This window comes from Treponema bryantii, from assembly GCF_036492245.1.
In the GTDB taxonomy this organism is placed as follows: Bacteria; Spirochaetota; Spirochaetia; order Treponematales; family Treponemataceae; genus Treponema_D; species Treponema_D bryantii_C.
The window spans coordinates 2198461-2216011 of record NZ_AP025286.1; the positions used below are offsets into that span (position 1 = coordinate 2198461).

The window sequence follows — 17551 nt, forward strand, 5'->3', positions numbered from 1 at the left end:
GATTTATCAACTTCTAAAGAATATATCTAGACAAATCCTGATTCTGGCTAATGCCTTCAAGTTTTTCGTCTACATATGCGGCATCAATCTTGATAGTTTCGCCGGCATGTTCATCAGCTTCGAAGTTGATGTCTGCAAGAACCTTTTCCATGATTGTGTGAAGGCGGCGGGCACCAATATTTTCGGCACTTGAATTAACCTCTTCTGCAACCACACTCATGCGGTCCAAAGCATCTTCTGTGATATCGAGTTTAACACCTTCTGTTTCGAGCAGTGATGTGTACTGCATAATCAGGCTGTTCTTTGGTTCGCTGAGGATGCGCTTGAAATCATCTTTGTGGAGAGAATCAAGTTCAACACGCAGCGGGAAGCGTCCCTGAAGTTCCGGAATCAAATCACTTGGAGCAGCAACGCTGAAAGCACCGGCTGCAATAAAGAGAATGTGTGTTGTATCGATTACACCGAACTTTGTATTTACATTGCTTCCTTCAACGATTGGAAGGATATCGCGCTGAACACCTTCGCGGCTTACGTCCTGTCCATGGCTTTCGCCGTGAACGGCAATCTTATCAATTTCATCAATAAATATAATTCCGCTCTGCTCTACACGCTTCTTTGCTTCATCAGCAACTTTATCGTGATCAACCATTCCGTCGAGAACTTCTTCTGTAAGAATCTTACGTGCTTCTTTTACAGTAAGGGTACGCTTTTTACTACGACCCTGACCGTTCATCATATTTAGGATTCCCTGCATGCTGTTCTGAAGGTCGTCGATACTGCCACCGGCAATAATTTCCATATTAGGCATTCCCTGTGGACGGTGAACAACCATGTCTACTTCGCGGTCTTCAAGTTTACCTTCGCGGAGCATCTGGCGGAATTTTTCACGAGTATGATTTTCTGCAGCCTTTTCAGCAGACTCTTCATCAGCTTTCTGCTGTTCTGCAGCTGCCTGATTAGCCTGATTCAAAGCATCCTGCATATCAGCGGCAACCTTGTTTAAGTCAATTGTAATTTCATTTGCACTTGGCTGGCTCAAAAAACCGAGAGGCTTAATTTCAGTTTTCTTGTCTTTTTCGCCATCAGATTTCTTTTTATCGTCTTTTCCAGTTCCAGGTAAAAGCAAATCAAGAAGGCGCTCTTCAACAACGCTTACTGATTTTTCGCGAAGCTGATCTTCCATCTCGGCTTTAACGTCATTGTAGCCTACAGCCATAAGGTCGCGGATCATGCTTTCTACATCGCGGCCAACATAACCAACCTCGGTGTACTTAGTAGCTTCAACCTTTAAGAAAGGTGCACCGCAGAGCTTTGCAAGACGGCGGGCAATTTCTGTTTTACCACAACCGGTTGGTCCAATCATCAAAATATTTTTTGGAGCAACTTCATCACGGATTTCTTCCGGAAGCTTAAGGCGGCGGAAGCGGTTACGGAGCGCAACGGCTACGGCACGTTTTGCCTTTTCCTGTCCGATAATATATCCGTCAAGTTTTTCTACAATCTGTTTTGGTGTAAGTTCTGTTTTATTTTCGTTATTTTCCATAAAAAGTATTCCCAGTTCTTAATACGTCATTGCGAGACCGAAGGTCGAAGCAATCCATATTAATAGATTGCTTCGTCGCTATGCTCCTCGCAATGACGGTTTACTCAAGAGTCTCTATTGTCAGATTCTGATTTGTATAAATACAGATGCTGCCGGCGATATTAAGAGAACGCTCCGCAATCTCCTTAGCGCTCAAATCTGAAGAATCAAGATAAGCGAGAGCCGCAGAATATGCGTAATTTCCGCCCGAACCGATTGCAATTGCATCCTTTTCAGGCTCAATAACGTTACCGTCGCCGCTGATCAAAAGAATCTGTTTTTTATCTGCAACAAGGAGCATTGCCTCTAGCTTCTGAAGAGTGCGGTCTGTACGCCAGGCCTTTGCAAGCTCAACAGCTGAACGCATAATATCTCCGTTATATTCTTTCACCTTGGCTTCAAAGCGGTCAAGCAGAGTAAAAGCATCTGCAACACTACCCGCAAATCCGGTGAGAATCTTTCCATCATAAATCTTTCGAACTTTGCGAGAATTTCCCTTACAAACAGTCTCGCCCAAAGTACACTGGCCATCACCAGCCATAGCAACCTGTCCATTTCTGCGTACTGCAAGAATTGTGGTGCTTCTGATTTTTGTTTTATTTCCCATGAGTTAAAATATAATGATTTACGGAACTTTCGGCAAATAAAAAAGGTGTTTATCGTAAAAGTGATTAAGAATGCGGATGGGCTTTATTGTAGATATCGATGAGTTTTTCGGTAGTAATATGAGTATATCGCTGTGTTGTACTGATAGAACTGTGCCCCAGCATTTCCTGAACAATACGGACATCAGCACCATTTCCAAGCATATTTGTAGCAAAAGTGTGACGGAAAGCATGAGGATTTACATGGCGGTTTGTTCCCTCAACTCCTGAGTATCGGTTAAGAATATATCGGAGACCACCAGTTGTAAGAGGATGCCCTTTAAGATTTATAAAAAGTTCAGCGGGAATCTTTTCAATTTTCAGGTCAATCAGGAGTTTTTTGCGGTCTTTCAGATATTCAGCAAGAGCTTTACGCGATTCCTCAGCAAAATAAACCTTACGCTGTTTATTGCCCTTTCCCGTAACAATAGCTGAACGCCCACCATCCATAAAATCAGAAAGTTTAAGACTAACTATTTCGCTCACACGACAGCCCGAAGAATAAAGCATCAGAAAAAGCGCATGGTCACGGCTTTTCCACAAAAGTTCTTCTTTTACAGGCGCATTACAAATCTCCCCTACTTCAGCCGATGTCATAAAGTTTGGCATACGTTTAGGCAGCTTTACAGTCTTCATTTCCAGCGAAGGATTTTTTTCAACATAACCAAGTTTTTTCGCATAGGCAAACAAAGTACGCACAGCGGCAATAAACCTGTTTACAGTAGCCGCCGATTTATTCTCCGCAGAAAGCCGCCCGATACAAAGCATCAGATTTTCACGAGTGATAGATTTTACATCAAGGTCTGGTGTCAAAAACTCCTGCAGCTGTTTGAGGTCGTTTCCGTACCCTATAACAGTATTATTGGAAAGCCCCCTCACTGCAGAAAGATATAAGAGAAATTCATCTGTAAGCTCGCGTAAAGTCATACTTTGATTATCGGTATGAATTTACGCTTTCGCTACATCTGAACATGCAATTACGTTGATTCCAGTACCCAGCAGATCGTACAGCAGAATGTCACCGCGTTTTACCGGAGCTTTACAGCTGGCACGGCGCACTACTTCCATGCACTGGAGAAGCATATTCTTTGGAACTTCACCTGCAGTTTTTACAGGGACTACCGGCAAAACTCCACCGTTCACTTTGATTGTTGAAGTTAGTGTACGTGTTGGGTTCTGGAGTTCTTTGGCAGCATACTGCTCGCCGCGTTTACAGCCATTGTCTTTTACGCTGAGAACTTTTTTGTTGCCGTCGGCATCGGTTTCAACTTCAACTTCCATTGAACAGCCCATCGGACAGATGATACATGTAAGCGGGATTTTTTCGATTGTATTTTCCATTATTCTGCTACCTCCCCTGAAAGTTGAACTGAAACTGTAATGTCATCGCCGGCTTCTGCAAGCTGGGCCGGAGTAAGTTCTGTTACCTGCATTTCTCCAGGGCGCACAACCTTCTTTCTCACAGATTTCAATATCTTATTATTACTTGAAACTTCGATATAAACATCTTTATAAACATCTGTTGCACGGAACATAATTGAAACATTTCCGTCCTGTACAGCTGATTCAATATACTGAGGCACGGTGTAGCGCACACGGTTTCCAGGGCGCAGGGTGATTTTCTTTCCATCCTGAACAATTTTTCCCTGAACAAACTTTGCTGCATTTTCGCCTGCCCTTAAGCTTTCAGCAGTTACAAAGTCTACGAGGTCATGAACATGAACTGTGTTTCCGCAGGCAAAAATACCTTCTGAAGAAGTCTGCATATGCTCGTTTACAACAGGACCGCTGGTTGCAGAGTCAATTGCAATTCCACAACCTGAAGCGATTTCGTTTTCAGGAATAAGGCCTACAGAAAGCAAAACTGTATCGCACTCAATAAACTCTTCAGTTCCAGGAACAGGCTTACGGTTAGAATCAACTGCCGCTACAGTAACTCCTTCAACACGTTCCTTTCCGTGAATCTGAACAATCGTATGACTGAACTTCAGCGGAATATTAAAGTTCTCAACACACTGAACAATGTTACGACGCAAACCGGAACTGAAAGGCATTACCTCACAGACCAGTTTTACTTCAGCACCTTCCAGAGTAAGACGGCGTGCCATAATCAAACCGATATCTCCGGAACCAAGAATTACAACCTTACGTCCAGGCATATATCCGTCAATATTTACAAAGCGCTGAGCCGCACCTGCAGTAAAGATACCGGCAGGTCTTGTACCCGGAATAATCAGCGCACCGCGGGTTCTTTCACGACAACCGGTCGCAAGAACGACAGCCTTTGCCTTAATGTGCATAAGACCATCTACAGTGTTGATTGCAGTAACAAGGCGATAACCTTCATTCTGCGCAACCTCGAGTACCATAGTATCAGTTTTATATTCAATACCAAGCTTTTCAACTTCATCAGAAAAGCGTGCAGCATATTCCGGACCGGTAAGCTCTTCACCAAAATAATGAAGACCAAATCCGTTATGAATACACTGAAGCAGAATTCCTCCGATTCTTGTATCGCGCTCTAAAATCAAAATGCTGTCTGTACCAGCTTTCTTTGCAGCAATTGCCGCCGCCATTCCGGCAGGACCGCCGCCAATTACAACTATATCGTATTCCATAACAGCGCCCCCTACCTTGTTTTTCCTGTAAGAATATATGAGCAGCCGCCGTTTTTGCGAACGTCCGTCATCGGAATTCCAAGCTCGCGGCTCAAAATCTCAGTTACACGTGGAGAACAGAAACCGCTCTGGCAGCGTCCCATTCCGGCACGGGTTCGGCGCTTAACACCATCAAGATCCACAGCACCGACAGGAGACTTAATTGCCGCAACAATCTCGCCTTCAGTAATCATTTCGCAGCGGCAGATAATTCTTCCATAAAGCGGATTATTTTCAATCAGCTGAGCACGGCGCTCATCATCAGCATCCTTAAAGGATTCAATTCCTTTTCGCACAGCAACAAAGTCACGGTTAGCTTCAAGCTTTACACCAAGTGATTTTTCAACAAGTTCTCGCACATAGCAACCGATTGCAGGAGCCGCAGAAAGTCCCGGCGAACAGATTCCCGCAACGTTTATAAAGCCATGTACCCCACTATCCTCTTCAATAATAAAATCATTTACCGGAGTACCATCCTCATTGTAAGCAAGGGCACGAACACCAGCAAAAGAGTTTATGATATTTCTGCGGGGAATATCCGGAATAGTTTTTCCAGATTTTCTGAAAACTTCATCCTGACCGGCTGCAGTTGTCTCAGTTGCAGTTTTATCGTTTCCATCGGCAGCAGTCGGCCCAGATAAAATATTTCCGTCTACAGTTGGAGTAACCAGAACACCCTTACCCATCTTGTCAGGAGTCTGGAACAAAGTATGACTTGCAAGATATGCACATTTGTTATCAAGCAGATAGTATTCACCACGGCGAGGCACAATTTTAAACTTGCGGGCCCCTGCCATTTCAGAAACAACATCTGCATACAAGCCGGCAGCATTTACTACGCATTTTGCAGAGATGTCGCACTTTCCTGTTCTGATAACAAACAGCCCTGTGCCGTCCGATTCAGAAGCTTTTTCAATTCCATGAACCTCAGTTTCAAGGAAAAGCTTTACTCCATTCATAACAGCATTTTCTGCAAAAGCCCAGGTTGCCATATAAGGACTTACAATTCCTGCAGACTCTGCAAGCAGAGCGCCACAGGCTTCTTCACTTACATTTGGCTCAAGCTTATGAAGCTCCTCACCATCAATAATGCGAAGGCCCGGAACACCATTTGCCACACCACGTTCATACAGCTTTTTGATGTGGTCCATATCTTCATCACAAAAGCCGATAACAAGCGAACCGTTATTCTTATAATCAAAATGAAGAGACTGAGCCAGCTCGGGATACATTGCAGTTCCTTCTACATTAAGCTTAGCCATCAGAGTGCCGGTTTTAGCATCAAAGCCCGCATGAATAATTCCCGAGTTCGCTTTAGAAGTTCCGCAGGCAACATCATCTGATTTCTCAATCATGCACACGTTCAGCCGGTACTTCGCGAGCTCCCTCGCAATGCAAGCTCCTACAACGCCTGCACCAATAATTGCTATATCATAAATCATAAACACCTCAATATGGTAGAGCTAAAAAATGCTTTCGCATTTTTTTTAACGCTCTGCTATTTAACAACGGCCGCCAGCGGCCTTACACATCCTCCCAGTGCTCAGCACGTTCCACGGCCTTTTTCCAGCCTGCATACAATTTCTGTCGCTGGCCGTCATCCATCACAGGCTCGAACACGCGGTCAATTTTGTGATGAGCAAGAATCTCGTCGCGGCTCTCCCAGAATCCTGTTGCAAGACCGGCAAGATACGCAGCACCAAGCGCAGTAGTTTCAACATTAGCAGGACGACAAACCTTAGCATTCAGAATATCAGCCTGGAACTGCATCATTACGTTGCTGACACACGCACCACCGTCTACGTTCAGTGTATTTATAGGAGTACCTGAATCGGCAACCATAGTATCCAGTACGTCGCGCACTTCGTAAGCAATTCCTTCAAGGGCAGCACGGCAGATATGAGCCTTCTTTACACCGCGGGTAAGACCAACAATAGTTCCACGCGCATACATATCCCAGTAAGGAGTACCAAGACCTACAAAGGCAGGTACAAGATAACAGCCGTTTGAATCCGGAACCGACTCTGCCAGGCGGTCAATTTCTGGCGCACTGGAAATCAGTTCAAGTTCATCGCGAAGCCACTTAATAACAGCACCGCCAATGAATACACTTCCCTCAAGCGCATATTCAATCTTGCCGTTCATACCAAGCGCAATCGTAGTCAAAAGCTCCTTAGAGTGAACAGGCTTGTCACCGGTATTCATAAGCATAAAGCAACCTGTACCGTAAGTATTCTTAGCATCACCCTTCTTAAAACAGCCCTGACCAAAAAGAGCTGCCTGCTGATCACCAACAGCCGAAGCCAGAGGAACTTCAAAACCGCAAACTTCAGGATCTGTATTACAATATACACATGAAGAATCACGAACCTCAGGAAGAAGTCCTGCAGGAATTCCAAGCAGGTCCAGAAGCTCCTTATCCCACTCAAGCTTATAGATATTGAAAAGCATCGTACGACAGGCGTTAGTATAGTCAGTCACATGCGCGCGGCCACCGCTCAATTTCCAGATAAGCCAGGTATCAATAGTTCCCGCAAGAAGTTCGCCCTTCTCAGCGCGTTCTCGAACGCCTGGAACATTGTCCAATATCCATTTGATTTTTGTACCGGAAAAATATGCGTCAATGAGAAGTCCGGTCTTCTCACGGATTTTATCCGACCAGCCGTCTGCAATCAGTTTTTCGCAGTAATCGGCCGTACGACGACACTGCCAGACCACAGCGTTGTAAACAGGTTTTCCGGTTTTCTTATCCCAGATTACAACCGTCTCACGTTGGTTGGTAATTCCAATAGCGGCAATTTCGTCATGTCTGATTTCTTTTTCAATTAAAAGACTCTGAAGAACCTTAAGCTGACACTTAAAGATTTCTTCGGCATCATGCTCAACCCAGCCCGGGTGCGGATATATCTGATTAAATTCGCGCTGCTTAGAACCAAGAGGCGAACCGTTCTTATCGTAAACAACAGCACGGCAGGATGTCGTGCCTTCATCAAGAGAAATTACATATTTTTTCTTATTTTCCATGCTTCATATGATAGCATTGCTATCAGTATAAAGCAAATTTTATTGAAAAGTATTTTTACTCTTCGCCTTCTACCGGCATTACAGCTTCTTCTTCGCCGCTTGTGTGGAGGTAATCACAGTCTGGATTAATACAAGACTTGTAAGCACCATTCTTCTTGTCGAACTTTTCAACAAGGAACCAGCCGCACTTAGGACAGTACTGATCGATTGGCTTAAAGTGACTGATAAATGTACAGGTTGGATAATTTGTACAGCCGTAGAAAGCCTTTCCTCGGCCCTTAGTCTTACGCTCAACAATTTCACCACCACAGTCTTTACATGGACACTTAGCAAGTGGAATTGATTTTGTGTTATGACACTCTGGGAATCCGGAACATGCAAGGAAGAATCCAAAGCGGCCAAGCTTCTTAACCATAGGCTTACCACAGAGTTCGCAAACCTTGTCAGTTTCTTCATCAAGGAAGCCCTTAATACTTTCCTGGTGCTCCATTACATTATCAACAGTCTGTTTAAACGGACCATAGAAATCAGCGATAATATCGTTCCAAACAAGCTCGTCTTCTTCTACCTGGTCAAGCTCGTTTTCTACTTTAGCAGTGAACTCTTCGTTAATTACAGCTGGGAAAGATTCAACGAGAATCTTGTTAATCATTTTACCAAGCTGAGTTGGAACAAGCTGCTTGTTACTGCGGGTTACGTAGTAGCGGTCAAGCAATACAGAAATAATTGTTGCATAAGTTGAAGGACGACCGATACCCTTTTCCTCGAGCATTCGTACAATCGAAGCATCAGTATAGCGTGCAGGTCCCTGAGTAAAGTGCTGCTCCGGATGGAAGTTTTCTACGTTCAGAGTCTCACCTTCCTTCATTGCAGGAAGTGAAGAAGATTTTTCTTCTTTTGAAGAAAGCAGCTTAATTACCTGATAGAAACCTTTTTCTGCAATCTTACTTGCAGCAACGCGGAACAAAGCGTCACCGGCTTCAATTTCAACAGAAGTAGTTACCATCTTTGCGTTGTTCATCTGAGAAGAAACAAAGCGCTCCCAGATAATTGAGTACAAGCGGAACTGATCGTGTGAAAGATATTCCTTTACGCTCTCTGGTGTGTAAGTTGTGTATGTAGGACGAATACCTTCATGGGCATCCTGAGCTGATTTTCCAACAGCATAGTGAATTGGTTCAGCAGGAAGTTCTGCCGGATGATTTTTCGAAAGCCAGTCACGAACATCTGCAAGAGCTGTTTCAGAAATACGAACAGAGTCCGTACGCATGTAAGTAATAAGACCGACATGATTTTCGCCAATCTGAATACCTTCGTAAAGCTGCTGAGCAATCTGCATAGTCTTACGTGAAGTAAAACCAAGACGGTTAGCCGCAGCCTGCTGAAGTTTTGAAGTTGTGAACGGAGGCTTAGGACGAACAGTTTTTTCTGTCTTTTTGATTGATGAAACTGTACAAGGAGAGTTTTTGATTTTCTCAATGATTTCGTTTACAGCAGCCTCACTCTTAAGTTCAGGAGCTTCTCCGTTATATTTTACAAGCTGAGCTGTAAAAGAAGATTTTCCCTTTGTAAAGTCTGCATCAAGTGACCAGTATTCTTCCGGCAAAAAGTCTTCTACTTCTTTTTCACGCTCACAGATAAGACGGAGCGCTACAGACTGAACACGGCCTGCAGAAAGACCATTCTTTACCTTTACCCACAAAAGCGGACTTAAGTTATAACCTACAAGACGGTCAAGAACGCGGCGAGCCTTCTGAGCATTTACCTTGGCTTCTACAATTTCACCAGGATGCTTTACAGCTTCTGTAATTGCAGTTGGTGTAATTTCATTGAATACGATACGGCTGATTTTTGCATCAGTTTTATCACGCAGAGCACGGTTCAAATGCCAGGCAATAGCCTCTCCTTCGCGGTCGTTATCGGATGCGAGAAGGACAGCTTCTGATTTTTTTGCTTCCTTCTGGAGTTCTTTTAAGAGCTTTGCTTTTCCGCGCACTGTAATATATTCAGGCTGGAATCCGTTTTCTATATCAATAGCCATTCGAGACTTAGGAAGATCAATAAGATGACCTACAGAAGCTCTAACCACATAGCCAGGCCCAAGATACTTTTCAATAGTGTGTGCTTTTGTAGGAGACTCTACGATTACGAGAGTCTGTGGAGTTTTAGTCTTTTTAGCCATAACAAAATCCTTGTAACAAAATCCTTTAAGTCTTATGTAAATAGTTCTCCCTGAACGGGAGGTGCACTGCGTTCACCAGGCGGTTCTGCCAGAGCGACACAGTAGTCTTTATAATCTTTTATCACCGGGGCTCCAGCTGAAAGGAACTTTTCCGGTGTATTTTCCCTTTTATACCTGCTTACACGGCCTGCAGCAAAGCTCTTTTCCAGATCTTCGCGTACAACCGCAGAAATCCTTGAAGCCGCTTCACCAAACGCTGCTTCATGAAACATCACGTCGCGGCCGTCTTCCAGTGCCAGATCAGCAGTTATAAGCGCTCCGCTGCCAGCCGGTGCTTCAATAACCACCGTAGCTTCAGAGAGCCCTGCAACAATCCGGTTCCGTGCAATAAACTGCCATTTCCCGGTCCCCGAGCCCGGCCCGTACTCGCTCAAAATACAGCCCCCGCTCTGAAGCACCGCGGCTCCCAGCCTCTTATTAGTATGCGGCACTATATCATCAATTGCACTCGGTAAAACCGCAATCGTGTGACCTAGAACGGCACCATCGTAATTACCGTTTTTTTCAGCCCTTTCATAAAAGGCATCAATCGCACCAAGGTGCGCATACGAATCTGCACCCGAAGCAAGGCCACTGACAACATTACAGCCATCTATAGCCGCATCATGAGCAAAACATCTAGCCGCTTCACGGCCAACCTGACTAAGCCGCCTTGTTCCAACAACAGAAACACATCTACCGTTCAAAAGTGACACATCACCGCGTACAAACAAAGCAAACGGCGGATCTGCTATCTGCCGTAAAGGTTCCGGGTATCCCTCATCATCATGAAAAAGAATTTTTATCCCAAGACGCTTGCATTGCCAGGCTTCTGCCTGTGCCAACCGCAGGTTTTCAGGGCCATTCCACACAGCCCGAGGCTTCTCTCCGCACTCTGCAAGTTTTAATATTTCTTCTATAAACTGTAATGCAAGCGAATGAGGACTGTCAAGTTTTTTTAGTAATTTTTTTTTCTGATTAAAGTCTAAAAAGGAAATTCTCGCTACAGAAAGCGCCAGAATAAGCGAATCATCGAAATCAGTTAGAATATGCTGCATCTAAAACTGTTTTTTTGTTCTCCTCTGCGGTTGCTTTTTTCTCGGCGGATTTTGTGGTGTTTATGATTTTATCGTACATTGCAGCAGATTTTTCAAAATCATAATTTGAATAATATGCCCTTGCAAGTACAAACATGGCGTCAATATTTTTGGTGTCTATTGAAAGAGCCTTTTCAAGATGTGGAATTGCCTTTGCCGGTTCATCAAGCTCAAACACATACAGCACGCCAAGTCCGTATAAAGCGCGCACATATCTGTCTTCAATATCAATGGCTCTAAGGTAAGCTTCTTCTGCAAGTTTAAGGTAATTGTATTTTACCTCGGTGCTTCCACTGCCACCAAAGTCCATTGCTGCATGCGACATATAGCCTGCACACACACCTACATAATAATACAAATTCTGATTATTTGGATAGTACTGAAGGGCCTCCTGGAAGCATTTTAAAGCCTCTCCGTACATTTTCTGATCAAGATAACGGGTTCCAAGGATTTTATACCAGATTCCAATCTGACTCTGTGCCAGCTGAATATCTGCTACTCTTTTCTGATATTTTTCAATAGCATCTTTTAGTTCTTCAACAGTTGTCGGGCTTTCAACACCTTCCTCCAGATGCTGCTGACGGATAATCTGTTTATTTGATACCTTACAAGAAGAAAAGACAACAGCACCTAATAAAACTAAAAGAATACCTTTTTTCATATCAGAAATCTCCTTTCCTTAATTACTGAAAATATTTCTCATGCGCATCTTCCAGCTGACGGTCTGTAACATGCGTGTAAATAGTCGTCGTACTTAAATCACTATGGCCCAAAAGTTCCTGTAAGGAACGTAAATCAGCCCCACCACTCAAAAGATGAGTTGCAAACGAATGCCGGAGGGTATGAACCTTTGCTTCTACTCCGCTGAGCGCTTCCAGCTCCTGAAAACGCTTCCATACTCCCTTCCGTGAAATGGGCTGGCCTCTGTAATTTACAAAAAGCTCAGGCACATTACGTCCCTTTACAAGTTCGGGCCGAACTTCATTAAGATACACAAGAATTTTTTCAAGAGCCCGGTCTCCAAAAGGAACAATTCTCTCTTTATCGCCTTTACCCCGCACAAGAATCAGTTTTTCATCAAGATGAACATTTGCCAGCAGCAGTGTACAGGCTTCACTAATACGAAGTCCACAGGAATAAATAAGCTCAAAAAGAGCGTCATCTCTCTTACCGCTTGGAGTGGAAGTATCAATGCAGCCTAAGAGAGAATCAATCTGTTCAACTGAAAGCACCTTGGGAAGATGCTTTGCAGCCTTTGGCTTATCCAGTGCAAGAGCAACATTTTCTTCCCACATACCTTTGCGGACAAGATAGTCGCCCAATGCCCTTATTCCTGAAATATCCTTAGCTATTGTAAGTTCAGAACAACCGTCAGTCTGCCTTTTTATAAGATAATACAATAAGTTCTGGACGGACACATCTTTCAGTTTAATTCTTTCGGTAGCAAGCCAGTCCAGAAATTCTTCTGCAGAAATCTTATATGTTATTGCAGTCTGTTTTGAATCACGTTTTACAAGGAGAAGATCCGTATAAAACTGATTCAAAAAAATATCCTTAGTCATTGAACAAGTTAGTCATCCAGACGGATTGTTCTGCTGTATTCGCTTTTATTCCAGATTGCAGGTTTTACAAGATCATTTTCATCTGGAATGAATCCTGCTGGAGGTGCAAATGAACCAGATCCTGAAGAAGATGTATTTTCTTCGCTGAAGATTCCTTCTACAAGTGAACCTTTCTTTTCTGCATCTGGAGTTTTTGGAATGCTGTGAGATGCAACAAATTCTCCACCAAGAGCAGAACCAGTAGATGAACCTGTCTTATGAAGAATACTGTTCATATCATTAAGGCTGAAAGTATCTTCTCTAACTGGTTTTGGTTCAGATTTTACCTCTGGTACAGCTTCCTGTTTTTCAACAGCAATTCTTCCTGTATCTTCAAAACCTGTAGCAATTACAGTTACGCTGATTTTACCCTCAAGTTCTGGCTGAGTAACCTGTCCCCAGAACATGTTATAATCTTTATCTGCAGAAGCTGAAACAATCTTACAGATTTCTCCAACCTCAGCAAGTGTAATTTCTTCTGATGCACAGATATTAACAAGGAGATTCTTTGCTCCGTCAATCTTAGAATTCTCAAGCATTGGATTATGAATTGCATTGTAAGCAGCGTCTGTAGCACGGTTTTCACCTTCACCAATACCAATTCCAAAGATTGCATTACCCTGTCCAGCCATTGCATTGCGAACATCTGCAAAGTCAGTATTTACATCACCAGGGTTTGTAATGATATTTGAAATACCTTCAACACCCTGACAGAGTACTTCATCTGCCTTTCTGAAGGATTCTTTTACAGTAAGGTTTTTATCAATATTTTTGAAAAGCTGTTCGTTTGGGATAACAATGAGAGAGTCAACCTGTTCGTGAAGTTTCTTAAGACCTTCCTGAGCCTGTCGCATACGAACATTTCCTTCGAATTCAAAAGGAGTTGTAACAACGGCTACAGTAAGACATCCAAGTTCTTTTGCAATACGTGCAACAACTGGAGCAGAACCAGTTCCTGTTCCACCACCCATTCCGGCTGTGATGAATACCATATCTGCACCACGGAGCTCATTTGTAATAAGCTCTTTGTCTTCTTCAGCTGCCTGTTCACCTACTTCAGGTTTACCACCAGCTCCGAGACCTTTTGTTACTTTCTGTCCGATTGCAAGCTTTGTAGCAGCACGTGAACGGCCGAGAGCCTGTAAGTCAGTATTAAGAACGATAAAATCTACGTTGCTAAGCTCGCGGAAAATCATTCTGTTTACAGCGTTTGAACCGCCGCCACCACAACCAACTACCTTAATTACGGTAGGGCTGCAGCCAGAAGCTTCTGCCTCATAACCTGTTTCATCGTCTACGATTGAAATGCCAAGATTTCCCATATTTCCTCCCACTCAAACGCTTCCCCAAGCGTACACTTTTTAAGTGATTTAATTATACAATATCAGAATAATGATTTAAATATCTTCTTCAGAACACTCTCACCCTTCTGCTTTTCCTTATGCACAGGACGACCTTTTGTTCTGCGGCTTCTGTCCTTACCACTTGCAAGAGATTTATTTGCAAGGACCAGACCAATTACTGTTGCAAAATCAGGTCTCTTATAGTCTTCTTCAATTCCACCAAGACTTTCAGGCACTCCAAGACGAACAGAAGTTGTATGGAACACTTTCTGCGCAAGATCAATTACACCTTCCATCATTGCGCCGCCACCGGTGAGAATAATATTTCCAGAGAGTTCTTTAATAGAATCTCCGACATTCTTTTTAAGAGCTACTTTTACAAGAGTAAAAATCTGTTCTACACGAGCCTGAATAATCTGAGCAAGCTGGCTCTTTTTCATGATTTCAGGAGCACGACCTCCAACACCAGGAAGAATTACATCAAGATCTGTATCTTTTGTAATTGAATCTACCCAGCAGCAGCCGTTTTCAATTTTAATTTTTTCTGCAGCGGCAGTTGAAATACCGCCGACAACAGAAATATCATTTGTTACAAGATTTCCACCAACTGGAATTGAGAAAGTTCCGATAGGAGCTCCCTTCAAAAGCAAGAGAACATCTGTAGTTCCCGCACCCATATCAATCAAAATGGAACCAAGTTCCATTTCATCCTGATGACAAACAGACTGAGTCTGTGCAAGAGTTTTAAGCATTACCCCATCAAGAATATAATCTGATCGGGAAATGCAGGAACGAATATTCTGAATGATTGTTTTTGCCGCTGTGACAATATGAACTTCAGCCTCAAGACGGGTTCCCATACGGTGGATAGGATCCTGAATGCCGCCAATTCCATCTACAATATAATTCTGTGGAATTACATGTAACTTTTCACGGTCATCTGGTACTTTAATTGCAGTAGCGCATTCAATTACACGCTCTACATCTGCGCGGGAAATTTCTTTTGTTGATTTATTTGCACTTGAAACCGGAACTGTTCCACGTGAATTCTGACTTTCAATCTGAGAACCGCCGATTGCTGTAATTACAGATTCTACTGTTGTACCCGCATTCTGTTCTGCGGCATCTATTGTCTCTTTAATGGCATTTTTTGCATCTTCAATATTTACAATTACACCGTTGCGAAGTCCTGCTGATTTTCTGGATGCGGTTCCGGCTATGCGGATATTTCCTGTGTCAGGATCTATCTCTCCTATAGCCACGCGAATCATACTTGTTCCAATATCAAGTCCGACTACTTTTCCATCTGCCATTTTCTAAATAACCTCTGAATTATCTTGTGATGTATGAAACAGAACCATAACGCAAATCTACTGCTGCAACATCGGTTCCAATCTGATTCACTACATCAAGTACTACCATCATATACTTTAATGCGTCTTCATTCAATGCACGATCGGTAAGAACTTTAACTTTTGACTGTGCAGGAATCAGAGCAAGTTCGTAGTTTCCAGAATCCTTTGGAAGCACACAAATTTCTGCTACACTTGCAAAATAATGCTGAGGCATTTCGCTGATTTTAGAAATCTGATCGATGAGAGGTCTGTATTTTGCAGGAATTCTCATTCCCTTTGACATATATTCAACAGGAAGTCCTGAAATAATAGGAAGAACTTCTTCTCGTTTTTCAGAAGCGCCTCTTTTTCCAGGGAAAAGAACTCCGTTTTTATCAATCTGAACTGGTGATGTACGGCCGTTTTCCATCACAAAAGTAACAGCAACCGGTTCACGCTCTTCAATATTTACATAAATTTTATCCGGGAATTTCTTTTCTACTGAAACATGACCGATTCCAGCTTCAGAAGACAACAATGCTACAGCCTGTTCTACATCAAAATCAAACCAGCTTGTACTGTTCATAGGAAGCAGCATTCTTGCAATTTCTTCTGCAGAATAATCCTTCTGCCCGGTAACAGTTACCTTAGGACTAGAGAAACTAGGCATAATATACTTATAAATAACAAGCTCACAGAAAAGCGCAAAACAAAGTACACAGAAAATTACCTTAATAAATTTAATTTTCTTTTCAGCCTTGCTGTCTGCCCCTTCATACTCTTCAGAAAGGAAATAATCATTCTCAAGATAGTCTTCAGCAACTAACAAACTCACATCACTCATTTTATCCACCTTTTATTATAAGTAAGAAAGTGACTCTATATTAATTTCGTCACTTTCTGTCATTTTTTCATCTATTTTTTCGCAGCGTGAAGCGTTTACAATAAAGCCGCACATTGCGAGTGTTATAATAATTGAAGTTCCTCCAAGAGAGAAAAACGGAAGGTTAATTCCTGTTGAAGGAAGTACACCACTAACAACCATGGTATTTACAAGAGACTGCAAAACAATTACAGAAACACAACCAAAAGTTGAAAGTGCACTAAATTTATCAGGGTTAGAAAGAGCTGCTTTATAACCTCTGTAAGCAAAGAATCCGAGCAGTACAAAATAAATTACTACACCGATATATCCCATTGATTCAGCCCAGCCTGCAAAAATGTAATCTGCCTGAACCTCAGGAATGCTGTTAATTTTAGAAAGACCTACACCAATTCCACTGCCCCATACTCCACCAGCACTGATTGCACGCTTTGCATTAAGGCTCTGATAGTTAATGCTTGAACTGAATTCATCAGGACTGATCCAGCCGATAAGACGCTGAAGTCTATATGGATTAAGGGTAATCATAAGAAAAGCAGCCGGTATTGCAATCAATGCAAACGGAAATATCCATACAAGCTTAGCACCAGAAACAAAGAACAAAAGAATTCCAATCAGAGTAATGAATACACCAGTAGAAAAATCCTTCTGGGCAAATACGATTCCAGCAAAGACTATAAGGGCAATCACACAAGGGAATACAGTTTTTTCTTCCGGATTCAAAAGCTTATCCTGCTTATCAAAATAATTGGCAAGGAAAAGAACAATTGCAAATTTTACAAGTTCAGAAGGCTGGAATGTAAAATTACCAGGAAGTCTAATCCAGCGGCGTGCACCATTTTTAATAATTGAAATACCTGGAACAAATGTAAGGAAACACAAAACCAGAGAAACAATTACAATTACACTTACAAACTTTCTGATATATCTCATGTCAGTAATCATAAAGCCTGCAAAAAGTACAAAACCAACTGCTGAGCACAAAAGCTGACGCTTTACAAAATACAAAGGATTTCCAAAAGCTCTGATAGCAAAATTCTGTGAACATACATACAGAGTAAAGATTCCAAGTCCCCACAAAAGAAGTATTGAACCAAGAAGCCAGATATCAACTTTATTATAATTCTGCGAAGGTTTATTCGCATAGAAAGTAAACTGATTCATT

The 17551-nt window shown here is 42.6% G+C and carries 15 protein-coding genes; all 15 read right to left on the minus strand.

Features of this window, described 5'->3' with window-relative positions:
• Positions 1 to 13 precede the first annotated feature (13 nt).
• Positions 14 to 1543, minus strand: a complete 1530-nt coding sequence (gene hslU / locus AABJ44_RS09760; protein ID WP_338368777.1) for an ATP-dependent protease ATPase subunit HslU — start codon at positions 1541 to 1543, stop codon at positions 14 to 16.
• 100 nt (positions 1544 to 1643) lie between these two features.
• On the minus strand, positions 1644 to 2189 hold the full coding sequence (gene hslV / locus AABJ44_RS09765) for an ATP-dependent protease subunit HslV (protein ID WP_074640051.1): 546 nt from the start codon (positions 2187 to 2189) through the stop codon (positions 1644 to 1646).
• 64 nt (positions 2190 to 2253) lie between these two features.
• Positions 2254 to 3153, minus strand: coding sequence for a tyrosine-type recombinase/integrase (locus AABJ44_RS09770; protein WP_338368779.1), 900 nt, complete (start codon positions 3151 to 3153; stop codon positions 2254 to 2256).
• A gap of 21 nt (positions 3154 to 3174) precedes the next feature.
• Positions 3175 to 3567 carry a DUF1667 domain-containing protein gene (locus tag AABJ44_RS09775; RefSeq protein WP_338368781.1) on the minus strand — a complete coding sequence of 131 codons (393 nt, stop codon included), beginning with the start codon at positions 3565 to 3567 and terminating at the stop codon, positions 3175 to 3177.
• A complete protein-coding gene (locus AABJ44_RS09780) occupies positions 3567 to 4844 on the minus strand; it encodes an NAD(P)/FAD-dependent oxidoreductase (RefSeq protein WP_338368783.1) in 1278 nt (425 codons plus the stop codon). The genes AABJ44_RS09775 and AABJ44_RS09780 overlap by 1 nt, the downstream gene beginning before the upstream one ends.
• Positions 4845 to 4855: 11 nt before the next feature.
• Positions 4856 to 6325, minus strand: coding sequence for an NAD(P)/FAD-dependent oxidoreductase (locus AABJ44_RS09785; protein WP_338368785.1), 1470 nt, complete (start codon positions 6323 to 6325; stop codon positions 4856 to 4858).
• Between the two features lie 82 nt (positions 6326 to 6407).
• Entirely contained in the window at positions 6408 to 7907 is a 1500-nt protein-coding gene (glpK, locus tag AABJ44_RS09790) for a glycerol kinase GlpK (protein ID WP_338368786.1), read from the minus strand.
• A gap of 55 nt (positions 7908 to 7962) precedes the next feature.
• Positions 7963 to 10089 (minus strand): type I DNA topoisomerase, encoded by a 2127-nt coding sequence (gene topA / locus AABJ44_RS09795; RefSeq protein WP_338368788.1) that lies wholly within the window; start codon positions 10087 to 10089, stop codon positions 7963 to 7965.
• 32 nt (positions 10090 to 10121) lie between these two features.
• Positions 10122 to 11186, minus strand: coding sequence for a DNA-processing protein DprA (locus AABJ44_RS09800; protein ID WP_338368790.1), 1065 nt, complete (start codon positions 11184 to 11186; stop codon positions 10122 to 10124).
• Positions 11167 to 11886, minus strand: a complete 720-nt coding sequence (locus AABJ44_RS09805) for a tetratricopeptide repeat protein (protein ID WP_338368791.1) — start codon at positions 11884 to 11886, stop codon at positions 11167 to 11169. Before AABJ44_RS09805 ends, AABJ44_RS09800 begins: the two co-directional genes overlap by 20 nt.
• A 22-nt stretch (positions 11887 to 11908) precedes the next feature.
• Positions 11909 to 12787, minus strand: a complete 879-nt coding sequence (locus tag AABJ44_RS09810; protein WP_338368792.1) for a tyrosine recombinase — start codon at positions 12785 to 12787, stop codon at positions 11909 to 11911.
• A gap of 8 nt (positions 12788 to 12795) precedes the next feature.
• A complete protein-coding gene (gene ftsZ, locus AABJ44_RS09815; protein ID WP_074640020.1) occupies positions 12796 to 14148 on the minus strand; it encodes a cell division protein FtsZ in 1353 nt (450 codons plus the stop codon).
• A 62-nt stretch (positions 14149 to 14210) separates the two neighbouring features.
• Positions 14211 to 15482, minus strand: coding sequence for a cell division protein FtsA (gene ftsA / locus AABJ44_RS09820; protein ID WP_074640018.1), 1272 nt, complete (start codon positions 15480 to 15482; stop codon positions 14211 to 14213).
• 19 nt (positions 15483 to 15501) lie between these two features.
• Positions 15502 to 16347: a cell division protein FtsQ/DivIB gene (locus tag AABJ44_RS09825; RefSeq protein ID WP_338368793.1), complete on the minus strand. Its 846-nt coding sequence runs from the start codon at positions 16345 to 16347 to the stop codon at positions 15502 to 15504.
• Positions 16348 to 16362: 15 nt separating this feature from the next.
• Positions 16363 to 17550, minus strand: a complete 1188-nt coding sequence (locus AABJ44_RS09830; protein ID WP_338368794.1) for an FtsW/RodA/SpoVE family cell cycle protein — start codon at positions 17548 to 17550, stop codon at positions 16363 to 16365.
• Between the last annotated feature and the right edge of the window lies 1 nt (position 17551).